This window comes from Microbacterium sp. 22303 (assembly GCF_052045265.1).
Taxonomy (GTDB): domain Bacteria; phylum Actinomycetota; class Actinomycetes; order Actinomycetales; family Microbacteriaceae; genus Microbacterium.
This window is the reverse complement of the sequence record NZ_JBQEOQ010000004.1, coordinates 170,919-197,845: the sequence shown is the minus strand read 5'-3', so window position 1 is coordinate 197,845 and position 26,927 is coordinate 170,919. Positions and strand designations below refer to the sequence as shown.

At 68.4% G+C, this 26,927-nt stretch carries 39 protein-coding genes; 37 read left to right on the top strand and 2 right to left on the bottom strand.

What is annotated here, in order from left to right; translation table 11 throughout:
- Nucleotides 1-16: 16 nt before the first annotated feature.
- From ACTJI8_RS12960 to ACTJI8_RS12880, 17 genes are all read left to right on the top strand, one after another.
- Nucleotides 17-184: a hypothetical protein gene (locus ACTJI8_RS12960; protein WP_440733851.1), complete on the top strand. Its 168-nt coding sequence runs from the start codon at nt 17-19 to the stop codon at nt 182-184.
- Nucleotides 181-1,158, top strand: coding sequence for a YqaJ viral recombinase family protein (locus ACTJI8_RS12955; RefSeq protein ID WP_440733850.1), 978 nt, complete (start codon nt 181-183; stop codon nt 1,156-1,158). Before ACTJI8_RS12960 ends, ACTJI8_RS12955 begins: the two co-directional genes overlap by 4 nt.
- The gene (locus ACTJI8_RS12950) at nt 1,155-1,880 is read left to right on the top strand and encodes a hypothetical protein (RefSeq protein WP_440733849.1); all 726 of its coding nucleotides are present in this window, start codon (nt 1,155-1,157) and stop codon (nt 1,878-1,880) included. The genes ACTJI8_RS12955 and ACTJI8_RS12950 overlap by 4 nt, the downstream gene beginning before the upstream one ends.
- Nucleotides 1,877-2,188, top strand: a complete 312-nt coding sequence (locus ACTJI8_RS12945; RefSeq protein WP_440733848.1) for a hypothetical protein — start codon at nt 1,877-1,879, stop codon at nt 2,186-2,188. Before ACTJI8_RS12950 ends, ACTJI8_RS12945 begins: the two co-directional genes overlap by 4 nt.
- Nucleotides 2,185-2,640 (top strand): hypothetical protein, encoded by a 456-nt coding sequence (locus tag ACTJI8_RS12940; RefSeq protein ID WP_440733847.1) that lies wholly within the window; start codon nt 2,185-2,187, stop codon nt 2,638-2,640. The genes ACTJI8_RS12945 and ACTJI8_RS12940 overlap by 4 nt, the downstream gene beginning before the upstream one ends.
- Nucleotides 2,637-2,825, top strand: coding sequence for a hypothetical protein (locus ACTJI8_RS12935; protein WP_440733846.1), 189 nt, complete (start codon nt 2,637-2,639; stop codon nt 2,823-2,825). Before ACTJI8_RS12940 ends, ACTJI8_RS12935 begins: the two co-directional genes overlap by 4 nt.
- Nucleotides 2,825-3,790, top strand: a complete 966-nt coding sequence (locus ACTJI8_RS12930) for a hypothetical protein (protein ID WP_440733845.1) — start codon at nt 2,825-2,827, stop codon at nt 3,788-3,790. Before ACTJI8_RS12935 ends, ACTJI8_RS12930 begins: the two co-directional genes overlap by 1 nt.
- The gene (locus ACTJI8_RS12925; protein ID WP_440733844.1) at nt 3,787-4,164 is read left to right on the top strand and encodes a hypothetical protein; all 378 of its coding nucleotides are present in this window, start codon (nt 3,787-3,789) and stop codon (nt 4,162-4,164) included. Before ACTJI8_RS12930 ends, ACTJI8_RS12925 begins: the two co-directional genes overlap by 4 nt.
- A complete protein-coding gene (locus ACTJI8_RS12920) occupies nt 4,161-4,376 on the top strand; it encodes a hypothetical protein (RefSeq protein WP_440733843.1) in 216 nt (71 codons plus the stop codon). The genes ACTJI8_RS12925 and ACTJI8_RS12920 overlap by 4 nt, the downstream gene beginning before the upstream one ends.
- A 542-nt stretch (nt 4,377-4,918) precedes the next feature.
- On the top strand, nt 4,919-5,617 hold the full coding sequence (locus tag ACTJI8_RS12915; RefSeq protein ID WP_440733842.1) for a hypothetical protein: 699 nt from the start codon (nt 4,919-4,921) through the stop codon (nt 5,615-5,617).
- Nucleotides 5,604-5,777, top strand: a complete 174-nt coding sequence (locus tag ACTJI8_RS12910; RefSeq protein WP_440733841.1) for a hypothetical protein — start codon at nt 5,604-5,606, stop codon at nt 5,775-5,777. The genes ACTJI8_RS12915 and ACTJI8_RS12910 overlap by 14 nt, the downstream gene beginning before the upstream one ends.
- On the top strand, nt 5,774-6,100 hold the full coding sequence (locus tag ACTJI8_RS12905) for a hypothetical protein (protein WP_440733840.1): 327 nt from the start codon (nt 5,774-5,776) through the stop codon (nt 6,098-6,100). Before ACTJI8_RS12910 ends, ACTJI8_RS12905 begins: the two co-directional genes overlap by 4 nt.
- Nucleotides 6,100-6,570, top strand: a complete 471-nt coding sequence (locus tag ACTJI8_RS12900) for a single-stranded DNA-binding protein (RefSeq protein ID WP_440733839.1) — start codon at nt 6,100-6,102, stop codon at nt 6,568-6,570. The genes ACTJI8_RS12905 and ACTJI8_RS12900 overlap by 1 nt, the downstream gene beginning before the upstream one ends.
- Nucleotides 6,554-6,883 (top strand): hypothetical protein, encoded by a 330-nt coding sequence (locus ACTJI8_RS12895; protein WP_440733838.1) that lies wholly within the window; start codon nt 6,554-6,556, stop codon nt 6,881-6,883. The genes ACTJI8_RS12900 and ACTJI8_RS12895 overlap by 17 nt, the downstream gene beginning before the upstream one ends.
- Complete coding sequence (locus tag ACTJI8_RS12890) at nt 6,876-7,730, top strand: hypothetical protein (RefSeq protein ID WP_440733837.1); 855 nt, start codon at nt 6,876-6,878, stop codon at nt 7,728-7,730. Before ACTJI8_RS12895 ends, ACTJI8_RS12890 begins: the two co-directional genes overlap by 8 nt.
- Before the next feature lie 46 nt (nt 7,731-7,776).
- Nucleotides 7,777-8,442 (top strand): hypothetical protein, encoded by a 666-nt coding sequence (locus ACTJI8_RS12885; RefSeq protein WP_440733836.1) that lies wholly within the window; start codon nt 7,777-7,779, stop codon nt 8,440-8,442.
- A gap of 59 nt (nt 8,443-8,501) precedes the next feature.
- A complete protein-coding gene (locus ACTJI8_RS12880; protein ID WP_440733835.1) occupies nt 8,502-9,242 on the top strand; it encodes a hypothetical protein in 741 nt (246 codons plus the stop codon).
- 146 nt (nt 9,243-9,388) lie between these two features.
- On the opposite strand, the gene ACTJI8_RS12875 is transcribed toward ACTJI8_RS12880, so the two are convergent.
- Nucleotides 9,389-9,727 (bottom strand): hypothetical protein, encoded by a 339-nt coding sequence (locus ACTJI8_RS12875; protein ID WP_440733834.1) that lies wholly within the window; start codon nt 9,725-9,727, stop codon nt 9,389-9,391.
- 180 nt (nt 9,728-9,907) lie between these two features.
- Between ACTJI8_RS12875 and ACTJI8_RS12870 the strand changes: the two genes are divergently transcribed.
- The 20 genes from ACTJI8_RS12870 to ACTJI8_RS12775 all read left to right on the top strand — a co-directional run bounded on the left by ACTJI8_RS12870 (nt 9,908) and on the right by ACTJI8_RS12775 (nt 26,446).
- The gene (locus ACTJI8_RS12870; RefSeq protein WP_440733833.1) at nt 9,908-10,075 is read left to right on the top strand and encodes a hypothetical protein; all 168 of its coding nucleotides are present in this window, start codon (nt 9,908-9,910) and stop codon (nt 10,073-10,075) included.
- A 14-nt stretch (nt 10,076-10,089) separates the two neighbouring features.
- The gene (locus ACTJI8_RS12865) at nt 10,090-10,242 is read left to right on the top strand and encodes a hypothetical protein (RefSeq protein WP_440733832.1); all 153 of its coding nucleotides are present in this window, start codon (nt 10,090-10,092) and stop codon (nt 10,240-10,242) included.
- A gap of 278 nt (nt 10,243-10,520) precedes the next feature.
- A complete protein-coding gene (locus tag ACTJI8_RS12860) occupies nt 10,521-10,817 on the top strand; it encodes a hypothetical protein (protein ID WP_440733831.1) in 297 nt (98 codons plus the stop codon).
- 146 nt (nt 10,818-10,963) lie between these two features.
- On the top strand, nt 10,964-11,380 hold the full coding sequence (locus ACTJI8_RS12855) for a hypothetical protein (RefSeq protein ID WP_440733830.1): 417 nt from the start codon (nt 10,964-10,966) through the stop codon (nt 11,378-11,380).
- A complete protein-coding gene (locus ACTJI8_RS12850) occupies nt 11,361-12,905 on the top strand; it encodes a hypothetical protein (RefSeq protein WP_440733829.1) in 1,545 nt (514 codons plus the stop codon). The genes ACTJI8_RS12855 and ACTJI8_RS12850 overlap by 20 nt, the downstream gene beginning before the upstream one ends.
- A 15-nt stretch (nt 12,906-12,920) precedes the next feature.
- Nucleotides 12,921-14,435: a phage portal protein family protein gene (locus ACTJI8_RS12845; RefSeq protein WP_440733828.1), complete on the top strand. Its 1,515-nt coding sequence runs from the start codon at nt 12,921-12,923 to the stop codon at nt 14,433-14,435.
- The gene (locus ACTJI8_RS12840; RefSeq protein ID WP_440733827.1) at nt 14,432-15,718 is read left to right on the top strand and encodes a head maturation protease, ClpP-related; all 1,287 of its coding nucleotides are present in this window, start codon (nt 14,432-14,434) and stop codon (nt 15,716-15,718) included. The genes ACTJI8_RS12845 and ACTJI8_RS12840 overlap by 4 nt, the downstream gene beginning before the upstream one ends.
- Before the next feature lie 14 nt (nt 15,719-15,732).
- On the top strand, nt 15,733-16,116 hold the full coding sequence (locus tag ACTJI8_RS12835; RefSeq protein ID WP_440733826.1) for a capsid cement protein: 384 nt from the start codon (nt 15,733-15,735) through the stop codon (nt 16,114-16,116).
- A 12-nt stretch (nt 16,117-16,128) separates the two neighbouring features.
- Nucleotides 16,129-17,034 (top strand): major capsid protein, encoded by a 906-nt coding sequence (locus ACTJI8_RS12830; protein ID WP_440733825.1) that lies wholly within the window; start codon nt 16,129-16,131, stop codon nt 17,032-17,034.
- Nucleotides 17,034-17,384 carry a hypothetical protein gene (locus tag ACTJI8_RS12825; protein WP_440733824.1) on the top strand — a complete coding sequence of 117 codons (351 nt, stop codon included), beginning with the start codon at nt 17,034-17,036 and terminating at the stop codon, nt 17,382-17,384. The genes ACTJI8_RS12830 and ACTJI8_RS12825 overlap by 1 nt, the downstream gene beginning before the upstream one ends.
- Nucleotides 17,385-17,757: 373 nt before the next feature.
- Nucleotides 17,758-18,099, top strand: coding sequence for a hypothetical protein (locus ACTJI8_RS12820; RefSeq protein WP_440733823.1), 342 nt, complete (start codon nt 17,758-17,760; stop codon nt 18,097-18,099).
- Complete coding sequence (locus ACTJI8_RS12815) at nt 18,100-18,378, top strand: HK97 gp10 family phage protein (RefSeq protein WP_440733822.1); 279 nt, start codon at nt 18,100-18,102, stop codon at nt 18,376-18,378.
- Nucleotides 18,375-18,794 carry a hypothetical protein gene (locus ACTJI8_RS12810; RefSeq protein WP_440733821.1) on the top strand — a complete coding sequence of 140 codons (420 nt, stop codon included), beginning with the start codon at nt 18,375-18,377 and terminating at the stop codon, nt 18,792-18,794. Before ACTJI8_RS12815 ends, ACTJI8_RS12810 begins: the two co-directional genes overlap by 4 nt.
- Before the next feature lie 49 nt (nt 18,795-18,843).
- Nucleotides 18,844-19,617, top strand: a complete 774-nt coding sequence (locus tag ACTJI8_RS12805; RefSeq protein ID WP_440733820.1) for a hypothetical protein — start codon at nt 18,844-18,846, stop codon at nt 19,615-19,617.
- A 78-nt stretch (nt 19,618-19,695) separates the two neighbouring features.
- Nucleotides 19,696-20,079, top strand: coding sequence for a hypothetical protein (locus tag ACTJI8_RS12800; protein WP_440733819.1), 384 nt, complete (start codon nt 19,696-19,698; stop codon nt 20,077-20,079).
- Nucleotides 20,076-20,432 (top strand): hypothetical protein, encoded by a 357-nt coding sequence (locus ACTJI8_RS12795; RefSeq protein WP_440733818.1) that lies wholly within the window; start codon nt 20,076-20,078, stop codon nt 20,430-20,432. Before ACTJI8_RS12800 ends, ACTJI8_RS12795 begins: the two co-directional genes overlap by 4 nt.
- Nucleotides 20,433-20,448: 16 nt before the next feature.
- On the top strand, nt 20,449-23,886 hold the full coding sequence (locus ACTJI8_RS12790; RefSeq protein WP_440733817.1) for a phage tail protein: 3,438 nt from the start codon (nt 20,449-20,451) through the stop codon (nt 23,884-23,886).
- A 2-nt stretch (nt 23,887-23,888) separates the two neighbouring features.
- Entirely contained in the window at nt 23,889-24,656 is a 768-nt protein-coding gene (locus ACTJI8_RS12785; RefSeq protein WP_440733816.1) for a hypothetical protein, read from the top strand.
- A 9-nt stretch (nt 24,657-24,665) separates the two neighbouring features.
- On the top strand, nt 24,666-25,742 hold the full coding sequence (locus tag ACTJI8_RS12780) for a hypothetical protein (RefSeq protein ID WP_440733815.1): 1,077 nt from the start codon (nt 24,666-24,668) through the stop codon (nt 25,740-25,742).
- Nucleotides 25,739-26,446 carry a hypothetical protein gene (locus ACTJI8_RS12775; protein ID WP_440733814.1) on the top strand — a complete coding sequence of 236 codons (708 nt, stop codon included), beginning with the start codon at nt 25,739-25,741 and terminating at the stop codon, nt 26,444-26,446. Before ACTJI8_RS12780 ends, ACTJI8_RS12775 begins: the two co-directional genes overlap by 4 nt.
- Here ACTJI8_RS12775 and ACTJI8_RS12770 read toward each other — a convergent pair.
- Nucleotides 26,443-26,886, bottom strand: a complete 444-nt coding sequence (locus tag ACTJI8_RS12770) for a DUF732 domain-containing protein (RefSeq protein WP_440733813.1) — start codon at nt 26,884-26,886, stop codon at nt 26,443-26,445. The genes ACTJI8_RS12775 and ACTJI8_RS12770 overlap by 4 nt on opposite strands.
- Nucleotides 26,887-26,927 lie beyond the last annotated feature (41 nt).

The window sequence follows — 26,927 nt, the reverse complement described above, 5'->3', positions numbered from 1 at the left end:
AGACGGAGGACGCATCGTGAGGCGCAAGAAGCCGGGCGCGCAGCGCTTCGAGGACATCCCGTTCACCCCGATCCAGCCCTGCGTCGGCGAGGACGCCGTCCGTGTGCGCCGTGCGATCGCGAAGCGCGCGTCGAACGTCGCTGAGCGGCTCGAGCTCGAGGCGATGCTGGGGGTGTCCGCATGATCGAGATCATTGACCGCCCGCTGCACATGGTCGCCGAGGACTCCCTCGGATCCGATGAGGGCCTCGCCGCGCGCGCCGCCGGAGTGACCGCGTCGGAGATCCACGCGATCGCTGTCGGAGGCCGCGGCACCTGGCGCCGGATCCTGGACGACAAGCTCAACGGGTCGAAGTTCCGCGGCAACCAGCACACGAAGCGCGGCCACGAGCGCGAACCGTTCCTGCTCGCATGGGCGTGCTCGAACATCGCACTCTGCGCCGCGAACGTCGCCCTGTTCAGCCACCCGGACAAGACGAGCATCCTCGCGACTCCCGATGGTCACGGCTTCGACTCGTCGCGCGGCGAGTTCGGTGTCGAGTGCAAGTCCCATGACTACGGGTGGGGCGATCGTGACGACATCCCTGCCGACCACTACGACCAGATGCAGCTCGGGATGTTCGTCACCGAGACCCGCTGGTGGCTGTACGTGTGGGAGGTCATGGGGGAGGACGGCACCCCGACGCTCGACGCACCCCGATACCGGTGGGTGGAGCGCGACGACGCTCGCATCGCGAAGCTCCTCAAGGAGGCCGACGCGTTCATGACGTGGCGCGCCGCCGGCGCCCCCGTCGCGGACGACGACCTCCCCGCCGACGTCGACGAGGCCCTCGCGATCGTCGCCGACGCGCGCGCCGCGATGGCCCCGCACAAGAAGGCCGAGGCTACGGCACTCGAGACGATCCGCGTCTACGCCTCCCAAGAGGCCGACGAGCACGGCAAGAAGGCCGCCGGCACCCGCGCCGGGTTCACGTTCTCGATCACCAGCACGGATGTGCTCGACGAGGACGCCTGGGAAAGCGCCGAGCCGAACACCTACCGCGAGTGGGCCGACATGGTCCGCCGCGCCAACGAGGTCCGCGCCATGGCGATGCGCCTCTACACCCGCAAGAAGGCCTCTGGCCGCTTGACCGTGACCGAGACGAAGGACGCAGCATGACGAACATCGACGACGTCGCCCAGACCCTCGCCGAGTACGAGCGCCTCGCGATCACCTCCGGCGCGACCGTGCGCATCGATCCGCCGGAGTTCTCGGACGGCTCGCCCTACAACGCCGCGACGATGACGGGCGCAGCGTTCCAGCCGTTCTGGCTCGACAAGGAGAACCCGCCGAAGGTGGCACGCGTGACGGTCTGGCGGGACGGCACCCCCACGACCGTCTACGCGTCCTGGGACGAGTCGCTCCCCAGCCCTGACGGTCAGCCGCGCGAGACCGACGGACGCCTCTGGCACGACGTCTGGCTGGACAACCCCATGGAGCGCTTCGGATCGTTCATCACCCGTGCCGCGCTGCGCCGCGCGTTCCGCGAGGTCATCGGCGACCGCACCGAGCCCGACGAGGACGCGCCGAAGAGCGCCAGCTCGGTCGCGTCGGCGCGCGACTGGGAGAGCGAGATCGCCGCCGCCCCCACCTCTGACGCCGTGCACGCACTGCACGCCGAGATGAAGCGGGCCCGCGCGGTGACCCCGCAGCTCGAGGCGCAGTTGCGGAACCGTCTCACGGCCGCCGCGTGGGCCCCCGCCGAGGACCCCGCCGCCGAGGTGCGCACGGCATCGGGCGCGCTCCGCCCGACGGAGGCGAAGCCGGGCATGCCGCAGGACTTCCTCGCACCGACGAACCGCGCGGCCCGCCGCGCCAAGTCGAAGGGACGCCGGAAGTGAATGCGCCGGTGCAGGCGGTGACCCGCTACGAGGTGGAGATCGTCGCGAAGGTCGAAGCGACCGTGAAGGGTCGCCTGTCGTTCACCGACGCGGACGTGCGCGAGTGGGCTGAGCTCGAAGGCGCAGACGGGGTAGACCCGGAGCTGATCGAGGAGTACGCGAACGAGCTGATCGGCGAGGAGGGCGACCTCGAGGTCGTCGACGTCGACTACTGGAAGCGAACCGACGTGACCGTGCTCGGCTCATCCCGGGAGATGCAGGTGCCGCCCGAGTTCGTCCCGCTGCCCGGGATGGGAGGGGACCTGTGAACGTCGACGAGCCCACGGGCGAGGTGCTCGAGGCGGGCACCGATGTGGAGTTGGTGACGTTGAACCTCGCCGGCCTGAACGAGGCCGAGCTGCTCGCACTGTTCCCGACCCCTGTGCAGTGCGCGGGTGCGCTGCTGAAGGCGCGGGCCGCGGTGACGCGCGCCCCCGCGGTGTTGAACGAGTACCGCACGGCGCTCGCAGACCGGGAACGGGATCTGACGATCGCGCTCGCGAAAGCCGCCCGCGACCTGCTCGCCGACTACCCGCGCATGCCGATGACGGAACGCCGCGACCTCGCCCGCGCCGAGGCGTCCGCCGTCCGTGAAGCGCAGGAGGCCCGCGACACCGCGTGGCTGCTCCTGCAGTACGCGAAGGACCGCAAGGACTCCCTGTTCGAGGACATCGGCATCCTCCGCAGCCTGAACGCCAACTTCCGAGGAGAGCACCGATGACCGCGCGGATGGGGGCCGACAACCGGGCCCGGCTGACTTGTGACCACGACGGATGCCTGCGGATCTTCGGCCGCAACCACACGTCGGCACGGGCGACCCGCGATGCCGCGACGAAGGCCGGTTGGAAGACGGCCGAACGAGACCAGCGGCAGGACTTCTGCGCTGAGCACGCGGGGGTGAACTGATGAGTCTGACCGCACCGTTCCCGTACTTCGGTGGCAAGCGCCGCGCCGCGGAGACCGTCTGGGCGCGCCTCGGCGATGTCGGTGGCTACGTGGAGCCGTTCGCCGGATCAGCAGCCGTGCTCCTCGCCCGCCCGGACATGCCAGGCCGTCGGGTGGAGACGATCAACGATGCTGACGGGTGGCTGGTGAACACGTGGCGGGCGATCCAGCAGGCTCCGAACGACGTCGCGCACCACGCCGCAGGCCCGGTGACGGAGATCGACTACCACGCGCGTCTCGCCTGGCTGCAGGAGCGCCGCACCGACGGACTGATCTCGTGGCTCGAGGGCGGCCCGGAGGTGTTCGACGCGAAGGCCGCCGGCTGGTGGCTGTACGTCGCCGCGTGTGGCATCGGTGACCCGTGGGGGCCGGGGCCGTGGCGGGTGATCGATGACCGGCTGCAGGACACACGCAAGCTTCCCCACCTCGGAGACGCGGGGGGCGTGAACCGCAAGCTTCCCCACCTCGGAAACGCGGGGCAGGAGGCGCGCCTCGGCGCGTACATGCAGGCGCTGGCCGTCCGGCTCGCGTCGGTGCGGATCGCGTGCGGTGACTGGCGGCGCGTGCTCAAGCCGTCCGTGGTGCGGGCGACCGCCGGCCCCGGGATCGTGGGTATCTTCCTGGACCCGCCGTACGCGACCTCGGGCGACCTGTACGCCTCGACGAACACGGGCGGCGATGAGCACAAGACGATCAGCGCCGAGGTCCGCGAGTGGTGTGTCCGCCACGGCTCCGGCCACCGGATCGTGCTGTGCGGCTATGACGACGAGCACGACGAACTCGTCCGCCACGGGTGGACCGTGGAGGCCGGGAAAGCCGGCGGCGGAGCCGGGTACAGCACCGATTCGAAGGCGGGCCGCCGTGAGCGCCTGTGGGTGTCTCCGGAGTGCCAGTCGGATGGCCTCCTGGACTGGGGTGCCGCATGAGCGTGTCGGTGAAGGTGAAGCAGCAGATCATCGAGCGCGACGGCGGATGGTGCCTGATGATGCTCCCGGGGTGTCTGGGTGAGGCGCAGACGGCGCATCACCGGGCGAACCGGGGCGCGGGCGGGTCGAGTGTCCTGGATCACCCGGCGAACCTGTGTGCGGTGTGCACGGTCTGCAACGGGCTCGCGGAGGACGCGAACGCGATCACCCGCATGGATCTGATACACCGCGGGCTGCGGATCGAGAAGGCCGCGACGAACGAGGCGACGCTCGCTCGCGCGATTGCGACGCCGGTGGAGGCGGTCGACGGCGAGCGTTGGTATCTCGTGTCGGCGACCGAGCGCATGCACGTATCGGAGGCGATGCGCCCATGAGCGACGAGAAGCCGGAGTGGAAGCCGGATCGGGCGGTGACGCTCGCCGCGCTGGCCGCGATCGATCATCAGCAGCGGAACGCACCGAAGTGCCGCTTCTGCGGTCAGCGCTGCAACGTGCTCGACGCGTACGGCCTGTGCTCGAAGACGGGCAAGGCGCATCAGGAATGGCGGGCCGGTGTCCGCGCCGACAGGAAGGCAAGTGTGCGATGAGTGCGCCAGAGCTGATGCCGACGATCCCGGGCTACGCGCCGGGCGTCGTCGGAGTGGATCCATATCGGCTGCAGTGTGCAGCATGCGGCGCGATCGAGACACCCGCAGTGCTCGTCTCGATGCGGACGAAGTTCTACGGCTTCCGTCGTGGGGACCTCCGGCGGCTGTGCGAGGCGTGCGCGTCAGCGGCCGGGTACGAGGTCGAGTCATGAACATGCCGACGTTGGCGATGACGTATGTCGTCTGGGATCCCCGCTCCTGGACGCTCAAGGTGGGCCGGGCCTGGCGGTTCGCACGGGTGCAGCGGTGGATTGATCGCGGCTGGACCGTGGTGGTGTGCCAGCGCGGCACGGACGAGTCCTGGGAGCGTGAGGCGCTCGCCGTGCTGCGCCGCTGGTTCCCGGCCGCGTTCCGGTCGTGGGCGCACGCGGAGGACGTGCTCGGCCCAGGCGGGAAGGGCTACACGGAGTGCTTCGAGGTGGCCCCGGAGGATCTGAATTTCGCTCTCGAGCGCTGCATCGAGGGCTTCGCGAGAGGGAACGATGTCGGAACAGCGTACGAAGCAGCGCAAGATCAGCGCGGCGGATCTCGAGACCCTCGCCGGGGTGCCGGACGAGGCGAAGGCGACGGCGTTCTGGCTGTGGCTGCACATGGACCCGCTCGGGCGGGGGGTAGCGGATCCGCGGGTGATCGCCCGGCGGATGAACACCGGGGAGCCGTTGGATCTGGTCGCGGACCGGGTCGAGGAGCACCTGTTGATGCTGATGGACGCCGGCTGGTTGACGACGTTCGATCATCTGGGCGACGAGTGGATCCTGTTGCTGTACCCGCTGAAGGTGGACATGCGCGACGTGCGCATCACGTCGCCGGAGCCGCCGCCGGGAACGCTTCCCGCGGGGTATCCCGTGGCTGTGGGGGGCGCGGGCGCGCGGGCGCGCGAGCGGGCGCGGGAGCAGGTGCGCGCGGAGGGCGCGGCGCGGGCGGACGCCTGGGACGCGGTGCAGCGCGACCGGGAGCGGGCGCCGGAGCGCCCGGAGCGCCCGGCAGTGCTGGACGCCCCGCCGATGTTCTGCGACGAGCACATGCCGGGAGGGGCGGGGAAGACGAAGTGCGGGCCCTGCCGGGACGCCCGGAACAAGCGGGATGCCTGGCTCGCGGAGAAGGTCTACGAGCAGAAGCTCACGACGTTCTACGAGGCACAGCCCGAGACGGGGGAGGTGTGGGGCGGTGACCCGTTCTGATGCCCTCGCCGACTTCGTGGAGATGACCGCGGAGCGGTTCGAGAGGGACTTCCGCTTCCGGCTTCGGCTGCTCGCCGAGGCTGACGAGACCGTGCAGGAAACCATGCGAAGGATCGCCCGCGAGAAGTTCCTCGGGGCACAGAGGAGGACAGCATCATGAGTGGACGATTCGACCCCCGCGAGGGCGAGAACTACGGAGAGTGCATGGACTGCGGTATCGCGCTCACCACGGGCGCGGACGCGGAGGCGCACCGCGCGGAGACGATGGCGGGCGCACCGAGGTCGCATCGGACGCGAGGCATGAACCCCGATCGGGAGTCTCGGATCCGGTCTCACGTCGATGCGGTCGTGAGCGCGGCGATTTCTGACGCGCTGGACGAGCTGCAGGGCGACATCGATGACGGTCACGCGACCGAGGAGGAGATCGTCACAGCGCTCGCGTGGCACTCCGATTTCGCATCGGAATGGAAGGAGGACGCCTGATGGTGGGGGAGACGACGATCACGGTGGTCGGGAATCTGACGGCGGATCCGGAGCTGCGCTACACCCAGTCCGGCCTCCCGGTGTGCAATTTCACGATCGCGAGCACGCCGCGCACCTTCGACCGCCAGGCGAATGAGTGGAAGGACGGCGACGCGCTGTTCCTTCGTGCGTCCGTGTGGCGCGAGTTCGCCGAGCATGTGGCGGGATCCCTGACGAAGGGCATGCGGGTCATCGCGACCGGTCGTCTGCGTCAGCGCTCCTACCAGGACCGCGAGGGGCAGAACCGCACCGCGATCGAGCTGGAGGTCGACGAGATCGGCCCCTCGCTCCGCTACGCGACCGCCCAGGTGACGCGTGCGGCGCGCACGACGGCGAACGCGGCGCCAACGGCGCCGGCGGCCGGCGAGGCGTGGGCGACGCCGACTCCGGGTGACGAGTGGGGAGCGTTCGGTGATGACACTCCGTTCTAATCCAGACCCCGGCTGCCCGTACTGCAAGGGCTCGGGGGTGGTGAGCGTCTCGAAGGATCCAGATCAGGTCGACGAGTGCACCTGCATGCACGCGGAGCGAGTGACCGTGAGCATCGCTGTTCCGGATGGGACCGTCGCCGTGGTGCTGTTCCGTTGGACGGATGCCGGGGAGCTCGAGGCGCGGCTGGCGGAGTCTCGGACCGTGGCGCCAGCGCCGAGGGACACGATCGTCGACGCGCTCGTGCGCCTGTCGATCGAGCTGAACGAGCAGCGCAAGGCACTGGACATCGAATCGGAGGTCGGGCATGTCTGAGAGGTTCTGCATCCGAGGGTGCAAGCAGCGGGGCGTGCACTACGCCTCGTGCCCGGACTACGGGACGCCCGAGGATCACGAGCGCGCGGTGGAAGCGGGCACACGGCTTTCGCTGGCTCTCACATGCGACGGGTGCGCGGAGTCGCCGGCCCGCGATCACGCGCTGATCTGTAACCGCTGCTACGGCCGCCTGCGAGGTCTGATCGGGGATGCCCCGGATCTGATCGGCCGGCTGCGGTCATTGGCGGATCCGACGAAGGCGACGCCGACGGACAAGGCGCCGTTGGGCGGGTCATCGTCGGAGCCACTGGCCCCGGTCGACGCGGAGCTCCTGGACGCCCTGGATTGCGTGGTGACGACATGGGGTGCCTGGGACATGTTCTGCTTCCCGCAGTCGCTCGAGCAGGCGATCGACGGCCTTGTGAACGACCGGCAGCACGTCGAAGACCTCGGCACCGGGTTCATGGACCGCAACGAGCTCGACGCCGACGGGATCCGCAACTTCTGGTCGGTCGCGGACGCCCGCGCGAAGTGGGGTGCTGAGCGGCGCACGAAGGGCCCGTCCTGGTCCGCGGATGACGTGAATGTCCTCGAGGTGGAGTCGTCTCCGGTGGCGGAGCAGGATCCGATGCTGACCCGGATCCAGGCGGAGGAGTTCGCCGGCTCGGCGCGCACCCTGCGCCGGTGGCGAGAAAAGGACCTGATCGAACCGGCCCGCACGGTGACGATCGCCGGCGCCCGCATGGCGATGTTCCGCCTGTCGGATCTCCGCCGGGTGCGTGACGAGATGGCACAGCGTGTTGGTCGACCTAAGAAGTCTGCAATCGGTGTCGCATCGGGAGCATGAGTAAATGCAGGTGCGACTGCGGTGCGATCCATTGCACACTAGGCACGTGATGTTGACCGCCTATCTCTCGCTGAGGTTGTTTCAGCACAGCTCTGCGTCGGACTTCTTGGTCGACTACGTGTCTCCGATCGCGACGATCCTCCTCGCCGGCGCCGCTGTGGTTGTCGCGGTCTTCTCCTGGCGAACTTCGGTGGCTGCAAACCGAAACAGCCAGCAAAATCGGCGAGAAGACCGTGAGGAACGATCTGCACGATTTCGCCGTGGCATCGCCGTCGACTTCCGAGCTTGGGCTCTCGCGTCTGTTTGGCGAGCAACCTATGGGTTGTACTACGAATCGCATGACCCGGACGGAGTTCAAATCGCCGTTCAGCAATCAAAGCTAGCGGCGCGTCTCGAGCGCGAAGGAGAAGAGAACGGACTCCGGCTCATGCAGCTCATTCAGCGTCGTCTCGTGAGGATCAACTTTGACGCGACGAGGAAGTCTGCCAAGGACGCCGCAAAGGCGCGACACCCTTCGCGCATGTTCTCTAGCCAGTCGCAGTTCCAACCGCTGATCGATTCGTGGGTAAAGGACCCAGCGAGCATCACGCACGAGCTGGCGCTTGACGACGACGCCGAATCTATAGCGAAACAGGCGCGCATGGAGGCGCTTCGCAACTGGATGGCGAAGGTGGGTTCGAACTCTGAAGAGCCCGTCGAAGGCGAGTCATAGAGATCCCACGGTTGGCGCGAGTGATGGTGCCTCGATTACGCCATGCGAGACTCGAGGCCATGAAGGATCTGCGTGAGGCGATTCAGCCGGAAGAGCCGGAGGATGAGGTGATGCGGCTCGGCCTCGCGCTCGCTGGGATGGTGCCGCTCGTTGGGCCATTTGTCACCGAGGGGGCGGCGCATGTTGTCCAGCAGCGCGTCGCGCGGCGGAACCGCGAGAACTTCGAGGCGATCGTCCTAGCGGTTGAGGAGCTCTGGCGGGCGTTGGACAGCCAGATGACGTTGGAAGAGATCGTTGCCTCGGATGCCTTTGTGGCGGGCTTCGAGAGAGCCATGCGCGTCGCCGGAGAGTCGGAGAGCGCGGCGAAACGCCAGCGACTTGCGAACGCGGTGGCGACGGCCGCCCTTGATCCGAACTTCGATGAGTCCGAGCGTGACGGCTACATGCAACTGGTTGAGCGGTACTCCGATCTTCACGTGTGGTTGCTCGCGTTCTACTGCAACCCGGTCGGATGGCTGAGAGGCAACGGGATGGAGGGCGCTGCCGACGACATGATCCGTGGGGGATTGCGCGAGGAGCCCCTCAATGATGCCCTTCGTGTCGATCGCGCGCGAGCCGTGCCGGCGGTGACGGCGGCGCTTGAGGACCTGCAGCGCGATTCCGTGCTTGGCGCGTTCCAGCTGACTGAGAGCGTCGGGGATCGCAAGCAGTTCAACCCCCAGACCACCAGGCGGGGCAGGAGGCTCTTGCGATTCATCCGCGAGGAGCACCCGGACCAGATGCAGCCGCCCATGCGCTAAGGAGAGGGTGTAGCGCGTGTCGGGCTCATAACGTGGCCGCGGGTTTGGTGTACGATTGCATCGCACCTGAATTACGCAAAGCCCTCGGTTACTCCCGGGGGCTTTCGCGTTTGGGGAAGATGGCACCCGTCAGCACGATGGCATGGTCAACGCCGTTTGCCGCCTCCAGGGCTCCCGCCGGCAACCGTGCGGACTCCGCCGACGGCATAGATTTTCCGGTCGAATGGCTTCGATGAAACCCGCGCCTCATCGCGCTTTCGCCGCTTGGACTCCGCGGCCGCATTGAACGCGGCTTCGCGCTCAAGATCGCGTTGCCATTTCGGCAGCCGCGTCGTGTCACCGAGCTTGGCCAGCTTCTCCCGTGTCTGCAGATCGCGTTCATCCCGCGCGCGACTTCGTCGCGGTGCCGAGCGCGGAGGCTCTCTGTGCGCGGGTGGCGCGGGTTCCTCGCAGCGCCGACCGTCCCCGGTGGTGTGGATAGACATCAGCCCGTCTTGCCTCAGGGCGTGCGACTCCCCGCAAACGCGGCAGTCCCTGAATTGCAACATCCGCTCTCCTAACTGGTGACGAGAGCCTACATTCGACCGCAGACAGCGGGGAGGGTCGTCGTGAGCGTCAACCTGCACGAGTGTGACCCATCCGCGTTCGGGGACGAGGACTGACCCGTGCTCGGGATGACGTGGGCACGCACGCTGGACGGGGCGCTCGATGAGATATCCCGTCTGCAGGCCGAGCGCGACAACGCCATGGATGCGCTCACCGAGCTGGTGTCGCAGCATCCTGAGCTCGAGGACAACGAGCACCTCACCCTCGCGCGGCTTGCGCTGCTGTGATCGGAGGCTGACCCATGAGCACCGCAGCGAGGAAGGCGCGCAAGCGCGCCGGCATCCGGTTCGTGGAGTCGCCGAAGAAGCGCACAGCGCGTCATGGCGAGCCGCGCGGCCTGGGCCTGATCAGCGGGCCGGAGATCATGGCCCGCATCCTTGCCAGGCGATCGTGACGTACCTCGCCGGCGCCGCGCTTGGGATCACGGCTGTGGTCGTGTGGCTGCGTACGTGGCGTGCATTCATCGGCTGGGCGCTGTCGAGGGGAGACTCGTGATGGCTGCGACGACCCGACGGATGCGCATCGACGTGCTCACGGAGCCAGTTGCCGGGGAGTGCCCCGCATGCGGGTTCGACGCGCTGCGCCGCGTTCACGGGTATCACCTCAGCCTCGCCGGTGTCTCGCAGGTCTTCGACTGGATCGCGTGCGGTCGGTGCCAAGCGGAGCAGAACCGTGGACGCCCGTGACGGCAAGGGCCACCGCGCATACCGTCGCGCCCAGGCTGCGCTGAAGCGCCGCACTCGAGTAGAGCACCTGCCCTGTGGGTACGGGTCGCCGTCGGGTTGGGGCTGCGGTGAGCAGATCGACACGACGCTGGACTACCGCGACCGCATGTCGTTCACAGCAGACCACGATCAAGCCCTCGCGAACGGTGGTCGGCTCGTCGGCCAGGTGCTGGTGCCGATGCACAAGAGCTGCAACAGCCGCAAGAGCGACCATGCCGCCGCAGAGATATGGGCCGCGTCGTGACGTCTCACCCCATGTGGTGACCGCACGCCCAGGGGGTGCCTGAAAATCCAGGCACCCCCTGGTGCTGCCAGCTTCCCGCGCGGTCCTGGCGCCCCTCTCCGCGGGTAAATACGACGCATGGGGGAATTGGGTAGTCAGGGGGAGCGATGGGACGTCCTAAGGCGCCCTGCGGCACGGATTCCGCCTACCGTCGCCACCTCCGCAACGGTGAGGACATCGACGACGCGTGCCGACGCGCGCACACCGAGGCCGGCCGCAAGTCGGCGCGACGCGCGCCGGCTCCTCGCGACGACGCACCGGGCCGCGGAGCAGAGAACGACGCGGGCGGCGGCGCTGACACCGACGACATGACCCTCATCGTCGACACCCTCCGCGCGGCGTTCAAGAAGGTTGCCAAGGATGATCCGACGCGCCTCGCACCGCTCGCGCGCGAGTTCCGCACGGCCGTCGAAGCGACCCGCGGGCCTGCCGAGACGCCGAAGGAGCTGACCCTTGCCGAGCAACTCGCCGAGGCCCGAGCTGCTCGGGCTGCAAGAACCCAGAGTGAGGGCGCTGCCTCTTAGCCGCGTCGACTCGCTGATCGATGACGTCCTCGACATCTCGGACCTCGCGAACATCCGGTGCGACCCGTGGCAGGAGGGCGCGCTCGAGGCGATCGCTTCGATCGACGCTGACGGCCAGTGGGCGGCGACCGAGTTCGGCGTGCTGGTGTCCCGGCAGCAGGGCAAGGGCAACATCCTGCTGCCGTACGAGCTCGCCCACCTGTTCCTGTGGCCTCGCGAGGACGGCGCGCCGAAACTCATCGGGCACACCGCACACGAAGGCGCTACCGCGCGCGAGGCATTTCGTCGCGCGCGCCGCACGATCCTCGCCTCACCGATCCTGCGCGCCGAGCTCGTCGGCGGCGGGAAGCAGACCGCGCAGGGCGTCACCGGGATCTCGACCGGTAACGGCAACTGGGCGATCGAGCTGAAGAACGGCAACCGCCTGGTCTTCTTCACCCGCACCGGCGCCGCCGGCGTCGGCATCTCGTTCGACGTCCTCATCGTGGACGAGGCGCAGCACTCGCCACTCGGCGTGCTGGAGGGTCTACTGCCGGCATCGTCGGCGAGCCCGAACCTGCAGGTGCTGTTCACAGGCACGGTCCCGAAGGAAGACCAGGACGGTGAGTACTTCGAAGGGCTCCGCGATCGCGGGCGCAAGGGCGGCCTGGAGCGCACGGGCTGGATCGAGCACACCCCGGTCGGGTCAGACGATCCGGATGCCGCGGAGAAGATCGACCTCGGCGATCCGCAGACATGGCGCGAGGGGAACCCCGGCCTCGGGATCCGGCTGCCGTGGAAGACCGTGCAGGACGAGTGGGATCGCATGGGCCAGACGAGCCCGGAGGCGTTCGCGCGCCAGAGGTGCTCGATCTGGCCGAGCCGACGCGCGGAGGCTGCGGCGAAACTGTCGGAGCTTGACCTCGAGGTGTGGAAGCGGCATGCGCGTTACGACGCCGCCGTTATCGGCGACGGTGTGGTGCTGTCGCTCGCGCTCGGCCGTGGCGGCGGGTATGGAACGATCGGCGCCGCAGTGCGCGTTGACGCCGAGACAATCGCGGTCGAGCACCTGCACACGGCGAGTGGCACGCGGTGGATCGCACCGAAGCTGAAGGAGCTGAAGGCGAAGTACGGCAACGCGCTCGTCGTGCTGGACGCGAAGAACGCAGCGGCCGTGATCGGCGCGCTTGACGCCGCCGGCATCAAGTACCTCGCGATGAACCTCGACGAGATTGCCGCCGCGCACACCCTGTTCATCGAGCACGTGAACGCCGGGCTCGTACCGCACCGCGAACAGGCCGAGGTCACGAAGTCGCTCGAGCTGGCCACGACCCGCAACATCGGTCGCGCCGGGATGACGTGGGAGCAGTCCGACCCGACCAAGCCCGTCAGCCAGGCGCAGGCCGTGACCTGGGCGCTGTGGGGCGTGCTCAAGGCGGAGGCATCGCCGAAGAAGAGGGCAGCGCCCCAGCCGCCCGCGGCCCGGGTATTCCGACGTACCGACAGCACGAGCACCGAGACGAACCTGCGCACCATGCACTTCTAGACGAGGAGGCCTGCCTTGACCGAGATCGGATATCAGGCGGACCCGGGTCTCCTCGGGTGGGGGACGCTGTTCGCCTGGGCAGCGGAGCGCAACCCCGACCTGCAGTGGCCGCAGTCGGTCGAGGTCTTCGATCGGATGCGCCGCGAGGACCCACAGGTGAAGTCGGTGATCAGAGCAGTGACTCTCCCGATCCTCCGCACCGAGTGGGTGATCGATGGGGCAGGGTGCCGCGATGAGGTGACCGAGCATGTCGCGAGGGATCTCGGCCTAGCCGTCAAGGGCAAGCCGTTCGTCGCCCCGCTGCGATCGAAGGGGCGTTTCAGTTTCAAGGAGTTCCTGCGGCTCGCGCTGCTCGAGCTCGTGTACGGTCACAGCTTCTTCGAGCAGGTCTACACGATCGACTCTTTCGGTCTCGCTCATATCGGGAAGCTCGCGTGGCGGCCGCCTCGCACGATCGCGGACATCGAGGTCGCCCGCGACGGTGGGCTCGTCGCGATCCGCCAGCACGGTGCAGGAACGTCCGCACCGGTGGTGAATGGGCGTGCGGTGCTGACCGCGATGCCTATGGCGGGCGTGCGCATCCAGGTCGACCGTCTGGTGGCATTCGTCAACGAGAGGGAAGGGGCGAACTGGCTGGGGGAGTCCCTGCTGCGCGCTGCCTACAAGATGTACGTCCTCAAGGACAGGGTGCTGCGCATCCAGGCACTCACCGCCGAACGCAACGGCCTGGGCGTGCCGGTGTTCACCGCCCCCGACCTGCCCGCGGGATCCGAGAACTGGTCCTTCGAGGAGGCATCCGACTGGATCGAGCAGCAGATCGCTCGCGGCGAGCAGATCGCGAAGGAGGCTCGCGCCGGTGAGGAGGCGGGCGTCGGGCTCGCGCACGGTTCGACGCTGGCGTTCGCTGCAGTGACCGGACGCCTGCCCGACACGGACAAGCCGATCCGGTACTACGACGAGCAGATCGCCGGTGCGGTCCTCGCGAACTTCCTGAGCCTCGGCGGCGACAACGCCACCGGCAGCTACGCGCTCGGCGAGACGTTCGCGTCGTTCTTCACCGACAGCCTGAATGCGGTCGCGCAGCACATCGCAGAAGTGATACAGCAGCACGTCATCGAGGATCTCGTCGACGCGAACTGGGGCGAGTCGGAGCCGGCGCCACGGATCGTCCCGGCGGCGATCGGTGAGCAGCAGCATGTCACTGCTGAGGTTCTGAAGGCGCTGATCGAGTGCGGCGCACTGAGGATCGACGACTCGCTGCGCGCGTACGTGCGCGACAGGTGGGGGCTTCCGGTCGAGGCCTTCCTTGAAGGGACATCCTCCGCCGATGCACCGAGCGAAGCCGAGCGCGCCGCGGCGGCCGTTCGCGCCGCGCAGCAGGGGTACCTCGCAACCGACAAGCCACCGCTTCGGCAGGACGAAGTCCGGGACCTCATCCGGCGTGCCGGGGCCGACTGGCTCGTTGGCGATGGACCGGACGTGAGCCGCATGACGACCACGCAGAACCCACAGCCCAAGGAGGCAGCATGAACACGACTGGCCCGGGGTTGCATACCGCGCGTGCGGAGAAGCCCCATGGTGGTGATCGCCCTGTCCGCGGCTACTGGGGGACCATCGAGCCGCCGAAGGCAAAGGCAGACTTCTTCTCCGCGATCACCGCACCGGCGGCCGAAGGCAACGCAACCGTCGCGACGATCCGCATGTACGGCCCGATCGACTCCTTCGGCGGATGGTGGGGCATCTCGACGGAAGATGTCGGCCGAGTGCTGGACAGCCTTCCCGCGTCGGTGGAGCAGATCGTGCTGCGCATCAACTCGCCGGGCGGCGAGGTGTGGGAGGCGATGGCGATCCTCAACATGCTCGGCGCGCATCGCGCCAGCGTGATCGCCGTCGTTGACGGGATCGCCGCATCGGCCGCGAGTTTTATCGCCGCCGGATGCGAGGAGACGGTGATGTCACCCGGCAGCCAGATGATGCTGCACTCGCCCTCCTCGATCACGTGGGGCAACGCCGTGGAGATGCGCAAGACCGCCGACTTCCTTGACACCCTCGAACGATCGATGGTCGAGGTCTACACCGAGAAGGCCGGTGTGAAGGACTGGGCGTCGCTGCTCGCCGAGGAGACGTGGCTGACCGCCGCAGACGCCGTCGAGCTCGGGCTTGCCGACCGTGTCCAGGTCGTCCCAGATGCGGGAACCGCGACGACCGTAGGTGTTGAGGACGGTACCGACCTGGAAGTCCTCGTCGTCACCGCCGCGCCGGATGACGACGCAGAGGCCCGCATCCACGATGCCGCCGCACGCGCACGCGCATCGGCCCCCAAGCCCCCGAGCTCGACCGAGCCGGGTACTCCCAACCGAAAGGAGACCGTCGTGGCAAACGACGACCCCCAGGCTGGTGTCAACGAACGGCTCGGCGCGACCGATGCCGAGGCTCCGGAGGAGACGGCCACGACCGTCGACGCCGCGGTGACGCCCGTCGCAATCGCACCCACCGCTGCACTACCCGAGGGAATCGTCGCGATCGACGCGACCGTCCTCGCCGAGCTGCAGCGCAACGCCCAGCAGGGCGCTGACGCACGAGCCGAGCAGGACCGTGCGCGCCGTGACGGCATCGTCGCGACCGCCCTGCAGGAAGGCCGCATCACGGCAGCGTCGCGGGATCACTTCCGCGCGCTGCTGGACAGCGACGAGACCGGAACCACGGCCACGCTCGCCACCCTCGCGAAGAACACCGTCCCCGTTGAGGAGATCGGCCACCAGGCCGCTGCCTCGATCGATGCGGACGCCTACCCGGCGCACTGGAAGCGCTGAGAGGAGCAGGAACCATGACCAACGAGTCCATCCCGCTGTACCGTCCCGGCGCGGATCTCACCGCGACTGCCGGTGCCGCGATCGTCGGGAAGACGTTCGTCGACATCTCCGCTGCGGTCAACGCTGCGTCGGGAACCACGGCGACGGTCGTCACCGCGACCGCGGCCGGCCTGAGCGTCGGCGTCGCATCGCGCGACACCGCGTCGGGCGCGAAGCTGCACATCCTCCGCGGTGTCGGCTCCATCGTCCCAGTCACCGCTGGCGGCACCATCGCCGTCGGCGCTGAGGTCGAGGTCGGCGCCAACGGGCGTGCAGTCACCATCGCCTCCGGCAAGGCCCGCGGCCGAGCCTGGTCGGCCGGAACCTCCGGCAACGACGTCTTCATCGAGCTCTACTGAGAGGAGAGCATCATGGCCAACCCCAACTCGGTGGCGTACCCGCTCGCGGCTCCCACGGTCAACGGCTCCACCATCACGGTGGAGACGATGCTGCAGCAGCCGACGCGCATCACCCGCTACCTGTCGGACATCACGCTCCGCAACTACATCTCGCCCCTGTTCTTCTCGACCCCGGGCGGCGTGACGGGCGGAGCGGTCATCTACGACCAGCTCACCCTGAACGACCTGTTCCCGACCCGTGACGTCCAGGAGGTCGCGCCCGGTGCGGAGTTCCCGAACACCCAGTCGGACAATCCGGTCCCCCTGACGGCCGCAGTCGAGAAGCACGGTGGCAAGTTCTTCGTCACCGACGAGGCTCGCGACCGCAACGACCAGGGCGTGATCCAGCGCGAGGGTCGGAAGATCATGAATGCGATGGTGCGCCGTCAGGACGCGCGCTCGATCGCAACAGTCGACGCGGCGATCGCCGCGAACCCGACGCAGGTGATCACCGGCCTCAACTGGAACAACGTCGTCACCGGCGGATCGGGCCAGTCGAACGCTTCGGCGTGGCCGGCTGCGGACATCGCCAAGGTGCAGAAGCTCGCCGACACGCAGGAGCTGGGCGTCGAGATCGACACCCTGATCCTGAACCCCGACCAGGCGTTCCAGCTGCGCCTGGTCTACGGCGACGACCTGCAGGCACTGCTCGACTCGTACAACATCGACACCCTGATGTCGTCGAACCGCGTGGCGCCGGGCACGGCGTACGCTCTGCAGGCTGGCCTACCGGGCGAGATGCGCCCCGAGAAGGCGCTCGGCACGGAGACGTGGCGTGAGCCGGAGACTCAGCGCACGTGGGTGCAGACCGACGCCCGCTTCGTTCAGTACGTCACGGATCCGTTCTCGGTGTTCAAGCTGACTGGGCTGGCCGGCTGATGGCTATCCGGACGATTCGCTCCGGCATCGGCACCTACCAGGACACCGACGGCCAGTGGCGCCACGGTGTGCTCGGCGACGAAGTGGATGTGCACGAGGACGACCTAGAGCGCTTCGATCGCCTCAACCCTCCGGCTCCCAAGGACTCGGAAGCCGAACTGGCCGACGAAGCTCACGAGGAGAAGTTCTCCCAGGGGGATGTCGACGCCGCGGTGAAGGCCGCCGTCGACGCGAAGGACGCCGAGCTCGCTGAGGCGACGAAGGCGCTCGAGGACGCGCAGAGCGCGCTCGCGGAGCTGAAGGCTGAGAAGCCCAAGGCGCCGGTGCGGCCGACCGCGAAGCAGCCGTGAACGAAGGGGGCGATGCCGTGATCACGCACGACGAGGTAGGTACGGACGAGGACCTCGCACGAGAGATCCTCGTTGTCGCTCACGACATCGCCCCCTGCATCGACAGCTTCGAGGAAGACTCCGAGCCCCGGAAGAACGCGCTCGCTATCCTTCGGCGGGTCTACAAGGAGATCTCCCGCCGAGGGTCGATGCAGGTGCGCTCCCAGAGCGTCGCATCCGCCTCCGTCACCTACACGGATGTCGCATCGGCCTTTGATGGGCAACCGCGCCGCGCGCTCAGAGCGCTCTGCGGCAACCAGTCGGCGACGGGCTTGCCCCGCGGAACGTTCCCCTCCAACCGTCCGATCAGCAGGTTGTGGCCGGAGGCACGCTGATGCCAGAGCTGGACGGATTCATCAGGCAGAGGCCATCGCGGATCCAAGATCCGTACAACCCCGACGCCCAGATCGACGACTGGACAGACCCGGACGAGCTCCCGCTCGAGGGGTACTTCGAACCGAACTCGTCGACCGAGCAGCTCGACCCCGTCCGCAACCAGGTCGTCACCGTCTACCTGCTCGTGCTGTGGGACCCCGACGCCGACGTGCGCCGTGCTGACCGCATCGTGCAGGGCGACAAGATCTGGACGGTGCAGGGCTTCCCATCCGTGCCGAGGAACCCGTTCACCGGGTGGCAACCGTACTTGTACGTGCGCGTGGTCGAGGGGGTGGGATGAATGGCCGATGGCTTCGTTGCCAACGACTCGTTCTTCGAAACGATCCTCCGCACGCCAGGCGTCGAAGCGCTCGTTGACGCCTCCGCGGAAGGGGCGCTCGCTGAGGCGATCGCCGGCGCGCCGGTCGACACCGGCGCGTACCGTGACGGTCTTCACATCGGGCACGTGGATGCGAGGTACCGGCGCGTGGCTCGTGTCGTCGGCTCCGATGAGAAGACGATGCTGATCGAGTCCAAGACTGGCAACCTCGCGCGCTCCTTGAAGGGAGCGAAGCGGTGAGGGTCGTCCCGCCCGACCTGGAGGCGTGGTTCGTCGCGCTGATCCGCACCGAGGCTCGCGCCGCGGGGCATGACGTCGTGGTCGGCAACAAGGAGCCCGACGACCTCAAGCCTCCGCTCGCCCGGCCGCTGATCATCGTCCGCGACGACTCCGGTCCGCGCACCGACTGGACCACGTTCGACCGCTCGCTCGGGTTCTCGGTCCTCGCCGGCACCCGCCAGAACGACAAGCCCGCGAACGACCTCGCCCGCTTCGTCGCCTCGATCGTGCACGACACCGACCTTCCGCTGCTCGACGGCAGCCCCATCGCGTCCGTCGACTTCACCGGCTGCCGCGGCCCCTACGCGGTCCCCGAACCTCTCGACGTCGCCCGACGGTATCTCACCGGCGAGTACGTCGCATCCGGCTCCTGGTGAGCCGCCCACCACCGCCCCGTCCGGGGCTCGTTCATGAAGGAGCACCACCATGACCGCAGACGCTCAGGGCAACGACCTCAGCGCTGTTCCCGTCCCCGTCACGGGCCTCGCCGCGATCGCACCTGTCGACGCCGCGAACGTCCTCACCAAGGCGGAGCTCGCTGCGCGCCCGATCGTCATGCCGGGCGCGTTCTCCAAGCTCGGCCTGATCAAGGTCGACGGCGGCTTCGAGGCCGCGCGCGACAGCGGCGACGCGATCCTGTTCTTCCAGAAGGGCTACCAGCTCTCCGGTGAGGGCACCCGCACGGTGAAGATCGGCCTGGCCGAGAACAACCCGACGGTGCTGAAGCTCATCGAGGGCGCCGAGCCCGACGTGAACGGCGTCATCGAGGTGTCGTCGTCGCTGCCGAACAACCAGTGGATCCTGTTCACGTCCACGAAGTATCGGAACAAGACCGAGGAACGCCAGATCGGCGTCGCCTACGTGTCCGCCGTCGAGCCCGACAAGGCCGAGCGCGGGTCCGTGAAGGGCGCCGTGGTGACTCTCACCTACGTCGAGCACGAGCTGTTCAACGAGGCCCCGTTCTGGCAGGTTGTCCTTCCGGCGCCCGGAGCGACGATCACCCCGACCGGCGTCACCGCCGGCACCCCGGGATCGTTCAGCCCCGTCGGTGCGACCCCGCCGTCGACGATCGCGGAGCTGCGCGCGCTGGGCGCGCTCGGGCAGACCACGGCGTGGACGACCGGCCAGTACGTCGTGTACGCCACGAGCTCGCACGCGCACTGGGACGGCACCGACTGGCAGACCGGCAACGCGGCCTGATGACCGGCTGGCCGGGACGCTATCGGGTCGCCCCGGCCAGCCCAACCACCCGAACCCGACAACCCGAGAGGAGCCATCATGGCTGCACGCACCACCACCAACACGACCGCACCCGCGGTCGAGTACGACTTCGACAACTGGACCGACGAGGACGAGAAGAAGGCGGTAGCCGCGCTCCGTCCCGACGTCCGCTACATCATCGTCGAGAACCGGTTCATCGGACGATTCGTCGATCACAGCATCGTCGAGGTCCCGTTCAACCTGTCTGTCGACGACATCGACGAGATGGAGAAGGTCGCCGTCGGCGATCCGATCGGCCAGCTCAAGCACCTGCTGACAAAGCTCGGCGGTGAGAAGGTCGCGAAGGCGTTCACGGCACACGACATCGCGGAGACGATGATCCTCGCGACGAAGTACTTCGACCTGCTCACCCGCCGCGCCTCGGCGTCACTCCCGGAATGATCGGCGTCGCCCGGGAGATCCGAGAGCACCGCGGAACGATCGCGCGCACCCTGCGCGAGACGTTCGGCGTGGGACTATCGGACCTGGGCGGCGCGCTGTCCTGGGGTGAGGCGAGACTACTGCTCGAGCAGGCCGCTACCGACACGTCCACCTGCTACGGCGCTGAGCTCGCCGGGTGGGCGTACCCGGCGTCGATGCTCGACCTGATCGGCATCGTCGGCCAGCACGGCAAGGGCGCCCTCGATGCTCGCCTGATGCCCTGGCAGATGGCCGAGGACGCCAAGCAGAAGCCCACCGTCGACGAGGTCGCTGTGGCATCCGCCGAGTTCGAGGACGAGATCCTCTTCAGCTGATCACCGGGGAGGTGCCATGTCGAAGGAGGTCGGATCCGGACACGTCAGCATCTTCCCGGTGATGCCCGGGTTCCGCAGCACGGTCGCGAAGGAGACCAACGCCGCCGGCGTCGAGGGTGCGAAGCGATTCACGACCGGCTTCAAGGGCGCCGGCGCCCGCGTTGGCGCGCTCCTCGGCCGTGACGTGAAGTCGTCGTTCTCGTCGGCCGCCGGCGGGCTCGCAGCTGACCAGCTCAAGAAGCTGAACAGCGACGTCGCATCTGCGTCCTCGGCACTGTCGAAGGTGCGCCTCACCCAGCAGGACGAGGCGGGCCGGGTCCGTGTCGCCGAGACGCGCCTACAGGAGACGATCGCGAAGTACGGCGAGACGTCCTCCCAGGCGGTCGCCGCCGAGGAGCGCCTCGCTGCTGCACGCCGCCGCCACGAGGCATCCGCGCTGGCAGTCGCCGCCGCATCCGACCGGCTCCGCAACGCCCAGACCGCGCTCACCACCGCGAACGCGCTCGCCGCGGCATCCGCGACCGCCGGGCGGCGTGGGTTCGTGAGTCTCGCCGGCGGGTTCCGTGACGGGTTCCGCGATGCGAACGCGGCACGCTCCGCGTTCACCGGTGCCGCGGGCTCTCTCGGCGGGCTCACCCGGGCGATGCTCGACGTCACCGGTGTGAGCAAGCTTGCCCGGCTCGGCGCCGCCCAGGTGTCTACCTCGTTCACGTCGATGGCCACGATGGTGGGCGGCGGTCTCGCGAAGGGCTGGGCGGCCACCAAGTCGTGGCTGGGCGGTGTCGGCGGTACCGTGCGTGGCGCGTTCGGGCCGGCGCTGCAGTACGCCGCATCCGCCGGCACCCTCCTCGCGTCACCGTTCGTGAAGCTCGGCTCCAAGGTGTCGACGTGGCTGAGCCCCGTCACCACGCAGGTGCGTGGCCTGTTCGCGAAGATCGGCGCATCGGCCGGATCCGGGCTCAGCGGGTCGCTGCTGTCCGGGCTGGGCACCGTCGGATCCACGATCGGTCGCGGCCTGTCCAGCGTGGTGAGCGCCGCCGCCGACATCGGCTCCCGCGCGGGGGCTGCACTCGGTCGCGGCCTGCAGAGCACCGCTACTGGCGCTGTCGGCGCGGTAGCCGCTGGTATCGCAGTTGCCGTCGGCAAGGGCTTCTCCCGGCTTGCGGCGATCGATACCGCGCAGGCGAAGCTCCGCGGACTCGGCAACGACGCGTCCACGGTCACCTCGATCATGGGCGACGCGCTCGCCTCCGTGAAAGGCACCAGCTTCGGGCTCGGCGAGGCCGCCACGGTCGCCGCTTCGGCGGTCGCCGCCGGTATCAAGCCGGGTGAGGCGCTGCAGGGGCACCTGAAGCGGATCGCGAACAACGCGGCCGCGGCGGGCCTGTCCATGCAGGACATGGGCTCGATCTTCAACCGGGCCGCGACCCAGGCGAACGGCGTCCAGAACGACGTCATCAGCCAGCTCGCCGACAAGGGCATCCCTATCTACCAGGCGCTCGCCGACCAGATGGGCGTCACCGCCGGCGAGGTCTTCAAGCTCGCCTCGGACGGCAAGGTCGACTTCGAGACGTTCTCCCGCGCAGCCGAGGCCGCCGCGGGCACCGTGTCGCAGGAGATCGGCAAGACCGTCCCCGGCGCCGCGAAGAACCTGATGGCGGCGATGGGCCGGATCGGCGCGAACGCGCTCGGCCCGCTCTACGCCAAGATCGGCCCGCTGATCCAGGCGGCGACGTCCGCGCTCGGTCCCATCGAGGACAAGGCGAAGTCCGTCGGTGCCGTGCTCGGCAAGGTGCTCGGCCCGCCGTTGGACTTCATCACCAATCTGCTCAACCGGGTCGGTGACGGGTCCCTCGCCGCGTCCGCCGGGTTTAGCACGGTCATGTCGGTGCTGGGCCCGCTCGGCGGCGCGTTCGCCGCGCTCGGTGCCGGCGGGCTCGCCGGTGTGCTCGCGAAACTCGGCCCGCTCGGGGCCCTGCTGCCGGGCCTCGGTGGTCTGCTCGGCGCGCTCGGCTCCCCGCTGGGGATCGCGGCGGCCGCGTTCGCCGGTTTCGCACTGTCCGGGGGAGATGCCGCACAGCTCGCGTCCGGGCTGACCGGCATCATCGGGAACCTCGTCAGCGCGCTGCCGCCCATCGTGGCGTCGGTCGTCGCCGCGGTCCCGCAGATCGTGACCGGGATCGTCTCCCAGCTGCCGCTGCTGATCGGCGCCGCAACGCAGATCGTGCAGTCGCTCGTTGAGGGACTCGGCTTCGCGATCCCGGTCCTCGCATCCGGTGCGGTGCAGCTGATCACCGGCCTCGTGTCGGTGCTCGTCGCGCAGATGCCGTTCATCCTGCAGGCCGCCGTGTCGCTCGTCGGCGGGCTGGTCACCGGGCTGATCTCGATGGTCCCGATGCTGGTCGATGCCGCGGTCACGCTGATCACCGGCCTCGTCGACCTGCTGATCGCGAACCTGCCAACGATCATCCAGGGCGCGATCCAGCTGGTGACCGCCCTGATCACGGGGATCGTACAGGCGCTGCCCCTGCTGGTCACCGCCGCGCTGAAGCTCGTCACCGGGCTGCTGACGGCGATCGTTCAGGCCCTGCCCGTGATCATCCAGGGCGGCGTGCAGCTGCTCATGGCCCTGATCACCGGGATCATCCAGGCCCTGCCCCTGATCTTGCAGGCTGCGCTGCAACTCGTGACCGGGCTCTTGCTCGCGATCGTGCAGAACCTGCCGATGATCATCGAGGCCGGAATCCAGCTGCTGATCTCCCTCCTTCAGGGGCTGATCTCGGCGCTGCCGATGCTGATCGAGGCAGCGATCAACCTGGTCGTTCAGCTCGTGACCGGGCTGCTGCAGGCCCTGCCTCAGCTGATCGAGGCCGGAATCCAGTTGGTCGTGTCGCTGATCACCGGGCTCGTTCAGGCGATCCCGCAGATCGTTCAGATGCTGCCGCAGATCGTGAAGGCGATCTGGGACGGGTTCGCGAACGTCGACTGGGGTTCCCTCGGGATGCAGATCATCCAGGGGCTCATAGACGGTCTGACGAACATGCAGGGGCCCATCGGTGACGCGATGGGCGGAGTCGTCGACTTCATCACCGGGTTCTTCCCGCACTCGCCTGCGAAGCGCGGCCCGCTGTCTGGGGCCGGGTGGACGAAGCTCCGTCAGTCCGGCGCGTCGATGTTCGATCAGTTCAACGCCGGTGCGCAGGACCAGGCACCCGCGTTCGGGGACAACCTCGCTCAGATGGCTGCGGACGCATCCACACGCGCGCAGGCGGCCCTCGGGACGGTGTCCGCGAACATCGACGCCCGCGCCTCCGCACAGGCGGCGGCAGGCGGTTCTGGTGCGGGCGCGACGGGTCCGGCGGTGCAGCAGACGAACCACTTCGACAAGACCGACCCGAAGGAAGCTGTCGAGCTCGCCAACCAGCAGCTCAACGCCATTCTGCGGAAGGGGTGACGATGCTGCGGATCCAGGCGGAGCGCGCGACCATCCTCGGCCACCCCGACCCGGCCGACCGACGACCCGCAGGGTTGTTCGTCGGCCGGGACGGGTTCCAGGGATGGGATGACACCCCCGACGCTGTGCGTGAAGCGATCGCCCGCGCCGGCGCGCACGGCGAGTACGACCTCCCGGTCTTCCAGGCCGCGCGGGTGTTCTCCGTCGACGGGCACGCGATCGCATGGTCCGACCAGACGCTCGACAACCTGCACGACATCGTCACCGGGGTCGGCGCGGCCGGTGGACGATTCCAGGTTACGGTCACCCACCGGGGACAGCCGCTGCGCGCGTTCGCCCGACGGGGCGGGAAGGCCCTGTTCCAGGACCTCGGGTTCCGCACCGGCCGGCGCCGTGCGTCGTTCCAGTTACAGTTCGTCGCCGCGGACCCCCGCAAGTACGGGGAAGAGCACTCGTTCCACGCAGGGGCGGAGGTCTTCCACCGCGGCAACTTCCCGGCCTCGCCGGTCCTCGAGGTGACGGGCCCAACGCCGGCGTACACGATCGGCACGTCGATCGGGCGGAGCCTCACGATCGGGCAGTCGCTGTCCGCGGGGCAGGTGCACCGGATCGAGCTGCGCACGGGACGCCTGTACCGCAACGGGGTCCTCCAGACGGGCGCGATCACCGCAGGTGGCATGTGGGCGGTCCCGCCGGGCATCCCCGGGGTAGTGCACACCATCACCGGCCCTGGCACGCTGCTCGTCCGTCTCACGGACACGTACATCTGAGGAGGCGTCGTGTGGTCGCACGTGATCTGTGACACCTTCACCGGCACGCGGCTGCAGACCGTGTTCCCGGACGAGGGGACGTGGAAGACGTCGATCACCGCCGTCGGTGACGGGTCGCACACATTCAAGCTGCGCGACGAGGATACGAAGCTGGACCGGGCGACGTGGCGCGACATCTCCACCCCGTGGGCGCGCACGCTCGTCACCTGCTGGGACGACACCCCGATCTATGCGGGCTTGTTCGGACGTCGCGAGTACGACCAGCCTTCCGGCACCCTGGTGTTGAAGAGCGTCGAGCTGCGCCAGGTGCTCGCGATCCGGATGCCGTTCACAGTCCCCGAGTACGACCCGAACGGAGTGCGCGCCATGGCGGGGTTGTCGCTGCGCGGGATCATGCGGAAGATCCTCGAATTGGGTACGTACCGTGGCGGGGCGAACGACTGGAACCTGCCTGTAGTGCTTCCCGCGGAAGAGGGCGGATCTGAGTCTCGGTCGTGGCAGATGTACAACTTCGAGACGGTGGAGCAGCTGCTGCAGCAGATCGAGGGCGCCGACGGCGGACCCGACCTGCACCTGCGGCCACGGTGGGGTGCCTCGGGCGCTCTCGAATGGGAGGCACGGATCGGTGCCCCCACACTGACCGGGCCGACCTTCGAATACGACCTCACCGCCGAGGAGATCGGCCTCACCTCGTTCGGGGTCGTCGAGGACGCTTCGATGCAGCTCACCGGTGTCTTCTCGATCGGCTCCGGCAGCGAGGCCGACATGCGCGTCGGACAGTCCCCGTTCACCGGAGTCCCAGGCCCCCACATCCCGAACCTCGACGCGACCAGGTCATTCAAGACGATCTCAGACAAGCCGCAACTCGACCAGCGCGCTCTCTCGGAGCTGCGCGCGTTCCGGAGCCCGTCGCTCGCGATCAGCACTGACACGACAGCGTCCGAGGTGCTGCCCGCCATGGTCCTCGGATCCACGGTGCGGGCATGGGTTGAAGATGACGACTTCCTTCCTGACGGGTGGATGACGACCACGGTCACCGGGATGTCTGGAGACCTGACCGAGAAGCTGACGTTGGAGGTCGCATGAGACGGGACAACCCGAACGACGACATGCTCCCAGACATCCTCCGACGCCTTCGCGCGCTCGAGACGCAATCTCCGGTCGGGTACACGTCGATCACCCGCGGCGCGCTGCGTGTCGCGTCGAACGAGGGCCTCATCGTCGAGGGGTCCGCGAAGGTCTCCGGGTGGCTGGTCGTCACCGGCACCCTGAAGGGCACCGGCACGTTCGACTGGTCCGGGGATCTGATCCTGTCCGGGTCCCAGCACGTCACAGGCCCGACCGTGTTCGACGGCACGCTCACGATCAACGGGAACACGACCGTCAACGGCCCCTTCAATGTGGTCGGCACCTGGAAGCTCATCGGCAACGGTGAGGTGCAGGGCAACGTCACCGTGACCGGCAACGTCGACGTGAACAGCCCCGGCCGGATCCGCATCACCGGTGGGTCATCGCCCGCGACGCTCGAGAACGGTGCGATGACGTTCGGGACCGGCGGCAAGGTCGAGGCAGACATCGCGCACGGCGGCGTGCGCATGGTCGCTGGCATCAACGGCGTCTACGCCGGCACGAACGCCGCGATTATCCAGTACGGGTCTGTCTCGATCATCCTGTCGGGCAGCGGCATCTCGATGTTCGGTCTCGATACCACGCCGAGTTCCCTGGCGAACAACGCTCCGGCGGGCTGCATCTGGACGGACGGCAGCGGGAAGCTGTTCGAGGTCGTCTAGGGATGGATGGCGTCGGCCGGATACACGTCGGGGCAGAGGTTCATCCCGCCGAAGACAACGATCGGCGCGCTGTACTGGTACCAGCCCCCCTTGCCTTGAGTGTCGCCGTCAACGACCGAGATCTCCTTGTACGGAGTTCCCTGTGCGAGTTGGTCGCAGGCCTTCTTGGCCGCATCGAGAAGTTGCGCGTCTGAAGCTTCAGCCAACTGCGTACCCGCGAGCCCCTTGCGGACGCGCTCTAGGTACGTGGCCTCTGCTGGCGAGTTGGTGGTTGGTGTCTCGGTCACCTTCAGGGGCTCAGGTGTCTTGCTCGGGAACTGTGTTGCCCCGTCGCTCATCACGGGAAGACTGCTGGACGCTGTCTGCGGGGTTCCGGTGCACCCGGTGAGGGCGAGCAGGAGAACGGCCGCGACGGCGGCAGCAGTGGCGTGCATGCGCATGGCCCTGAGCATAGCGACCCGGGTGGGTCGGAAGGAGGCCG